Annotated in this window: 1 protein-coding gene; it reads right to left on the minus strand. The window is 55.3% G+C overall.

All coding sequences use genetic code 11. The features are described 5' to 3' along the window. Nucleotides 1–202: 202 nt before the first annotated feature. Nucleotides 203–3,724 (minus strand): LPD38 domain-containing protein, encoded by a 3,522-nt coding sequence (locus AK963_RS26615; protein ID WP_066018372.1) that lies wholly within the window; start codon nucleotides 3,722–3,724, stop codon nucleotides 203–205. Between the last annotated feature and the right edge of the window lie 21 nt (nucleotides 3,725–3,745).

A 3,745-nucleotide genomic window follows, 5' to 3' on the forward strand; every position in this document is an offset into this window, starting at 1 on the left:
AAAAAAACGGACCCTAAAGCCCGTGAGATAAGATTTTCTCTGCAAAATTCACAGTAGGTAAACTGTGCCCCAAGAAACATGGTTCATTAGGAACAGTGCCTCTTCCGTGAGGACGTGAGCATCCTATTGAAAACAGCAGTCCTTCGGAATTGGTAGTAGCACCTAAAATGGTGCGACTAAGACCTTGTGTCTGGACGGTTAACTATCGGAACGGCTGCTGATAGCGCTTTACAGCATTAGTGGCCACCTGGTTGATCTGCCGGTTCAGCCGGTCGAGCCGTTCCCGCTTGGTGTCACGATCCATGATCCGGTCTTCCATCACTTTACGGACTTCCCTGCGCAGCTTGCTGATCTCCCGGCTGGCCTTGTTGAGCCCAGCCTTGTTTTTCAGTCTGGCACTGGCTGACTGTTCCAGCTCTTTAGCTCGCTGGTTTTCCCCGGTTTCCTGATAGTGCTTGATGGATGAAGCAATGGCATTCACGTCCTTGTTCATTTCATACAGATCATTGGTGTAACGGGTGCTGCCTGTGATGCGATCACCAAAGAACGAACCGACCACCGGGTAGTCCTGTTTGTTCCATGCGGGCTTTTCCCCTTCACCGGTCAGGTGTCGGGTAACCGCATCGGTCACCGCCAGCGTTCCTGTGGCAAAGGCATTGAAATAGCCTTTCAGCAGGTGTTCCAGCTTTTTCGGGGAGCGCATCCACTCCGGTGCGCCTTCGGGAAGGTACTGCACCAGTTCCTTTAGCGTCTCGCTGGTGTAGGGGTCGTATTGGGCTTCCGGCTTAAGTTGCTGCAAGCTCATGGGCACAATATCCCGGTCACGAAAGCGGTCGCGGTTCTCACCCACTTCCCAGATCGGTTTGATGAACTGCGGTATGGGCGTGGACTCCAGGTTAAACATCGCCATCCCCAAAGTCACCATGGCATCCTTGGTCCACTTGGCATCCTCATGGCCCATCATGCCTTGCCACAGGAACTCCGGTATGGTGGCAAAGATATGCCCCACCTCGAACGGCTTGGGGATTCGGAAGTGGCCGTCTTCTCCGTCACCGATCCAGAAGTGGTGATAGGCCACTTTCTCGTCGGTGCTGAGTTCCTTGTAGCGATCATCGTCTTCAAACAGTCGCACCAGCAGCCAGGAGGCAAAGCCATACATCAGCCCCCGCGTCAGCACCTCACCGGATAAGGCGCTCCAGTGCAGTTCATCACCGGGCTTCACACCTCGCCACATCCGGTTCACACCCTGAAGCAAACTGTTGGTGAACTGAATGGATTGGGTCAGGAACCGAACAATGCCCCACTGCCCCTTACGGGTAAAGTTCATCACATCCAGCGACTGATAGGCGGCTTCCGCCGTTGAACCGCCTTCCTCCTTTACCCGTTCAAAGACGTGCAGCCGGTTGGAGTCCTCAAACCGTGCGCCAATGCTGTCCCAGAAGTCGATCAGTTTGCCGGGCGTGCTCAGGATGCGCTTCTGCTCCGCAGGGGATAGCTTCTTGCGAATGTTGTTGTAGTTGCTGCGGTAGTGACCACTGCTACTGCTGCCTCCGGCCATTTTCATCGCCCACAGGGAGTCATCCTCATCCAGGGACTTTCTGAAACCACGAATGGCACCGGCCAGCGGGTTCATGCCTACGACCTTGCCGTTGACCTCCGGGGCAATATGCACTGCCGTGGATAGCGTATCCCGGGTCAGGTTGCGGAACCAGTAAGCAGGCATCGCCGTGACACCGCGCCGGACTATTTGGCTGGGAATGCCCACCAGTTTCATAAAACCGCTCTGCAGCTCTGGCCCGATGTCCTGAATGGAGGCCAGCAGCAATGGATCATCCACCGCGTAGGTTTCCAGCTTGCCATCGCGTGAGACACTGGTGGTCCCTTTCAGGGTTTCGTATTTGGCCATCAGCGACTTCCAGCCGCGCATCTGCGCTGGGGTCAGGTCGGTACTGACGCCGATCCCCTGAAGAGCTGCCTTTACATCGTCGTCAGTAACGGTAATGGCACTCTCAATTTTCTCCACGGCCCCCAGTTGCAGGGCGTTATCGATGACCCGTTGCTGGGCGATATTCTTCAGGGCCGCATCGAGCATGGAACGGGTATTGCGCACCATCGCTTCCAGTGGGGCTATCTTTTCTACACCACCTTTCAGCCGTTGAATACCGGAGGTTTGTCCGCCGAGTCCTTTTTTAGGCCGAATAAACCGCTGGTTTTCTTCCTGGTATTCCAGGTCGTGTATCCGGTTGAACGGGATGTAGTCGCCGGTATCGAACAGCTTGCGCTGTTCCTTGTCGAGTGTGCCGGCGGCTTCCATAAAGTCCAGCAGGTCTCGGTTGTGCTGCTGGTAGTCGTCCATCACCTGCTTGAACCGCTTGGCCAGTTCCGGCTGGGTATGCACCCAGTTCTGAATGGTGTCGATCCGTTGCTGATCGTAGAGGTTCTCCCGATTTTGCTGGCTCAGTTCCTTGCCCAGCTTCAGGTCTTTCTCCATCTGTCTGCGGTCACGATTCCAACCGGTACGGCCACCGGGATATTCATCCGGTGCTACGGCATCCAGCGTTTCTTTCAGTGCCTGCCCCTGAGCCAGCAACTGATTGCCTTTGGCCCTGGCCACCTTGTCTTCGTCCATGATCCGCTGCGCCCGGTGGCTGCCTTCGTAAACCTCCCAGATAGCCAGCTCATCACGCTCGGTCACTGGCTTCAGCAGTTCAAACAACCCCTTGCTGCCGGGTTTGATGACAATGCTGCCCTCTTTCAGCATCGGGGTGCCTTTATGGAAGGTGGCATCGGTCACGTTATCAAGATTGCGGGCCAGGTAAACGGCTTTGCTGGCAGACACCGTTGCGTCCATCAGCTTGCCCTCGTTCAGCAGCTTCTCCTGCTGTTCAATAATGGCGGCATCGGTGAATACGCCCTGATTGATATGGAGCAAACCGCGCTTGATATGCTCTTTCAGCGGTTTGGCCTCCCACCACTCCCGCAACCGGTCGTGCCACGGCTTTGGGGCAATGCCGCCGTGGATGTCGTTGATCACGGACTGCACATCGTCGGGGAGGTCTTTCAGGGAATAGCGGGGAACATTATCCTGTTTTGCTTTTTTATTATCTTTCAAAGCAAACAACGGCTGACCATCCTTCAGCACAGACTCTTTCATCTTGTCGGTGACGGTCACCGACCAGACTTTATCGGGCCTGGTGTCATAAGGGTACTGCGAGCCATTGAAATGGATCTCGACAGGCTCCATCGTTGCCCCCCACTTTTTGGTGTACTTCTTCATATAATTGGCCAGACGCTTGTCGTAGAACTCACGCATTCCCCTGGCACCGTCGCCCATCAGCTCGTCCAGGTTCTCCAGGGTAAAGTCGGCGCTGTGCTCGGCGAATACCGCCCGGTCAATGTCTTGATTGGCTCCGTCTTGTGAGTCGAAATAGAGCCGCGAGCCATTGGACATATACAGTGCCTCACCATTGGCATCCCGGATAAACCAGCGGTTCTGTTGATCGTCACTATCCTGCTCGGTGGACCATTGGCTGCGCTCCTTCTGCAGAGATTTAAAAACGGAGTGGCTGTCCTCCCGTATTTTCGCCCCCAGACGATGGCCCACGTATGCGTCCAGCCGCTCTTCCGCAATATGCTCTCTGCGGTTGCTGCCATTCCTGTTTTTGATCGTTAAGGTGACATGGGTCAGTCGGCCTTCGTGGGTAAACTGGGGCGATACCTTCATTTGCTCTACCACCTGCCCAAG

This window comes from Endozoicomonas atrinae, from assembly GCF_001647025.1.
Classification (GTDB): Bacteria; Pseudomonadota; Gammaproteobacteria; order Pseudomonadales; family Endozoicomonadaceae; genus Endozoicomonas; species Endozoicomonas atrinae.

Excerpts from the sequence above, each read along its gene's own strand:
- AK963_RS26615 (WP_066018372.1), bottom strand. The coding sequence starts at position 3,724 with ATGAAGGTATCGCCCCAGTTTACCCACGAAGGCCGACTGACCCATGTC.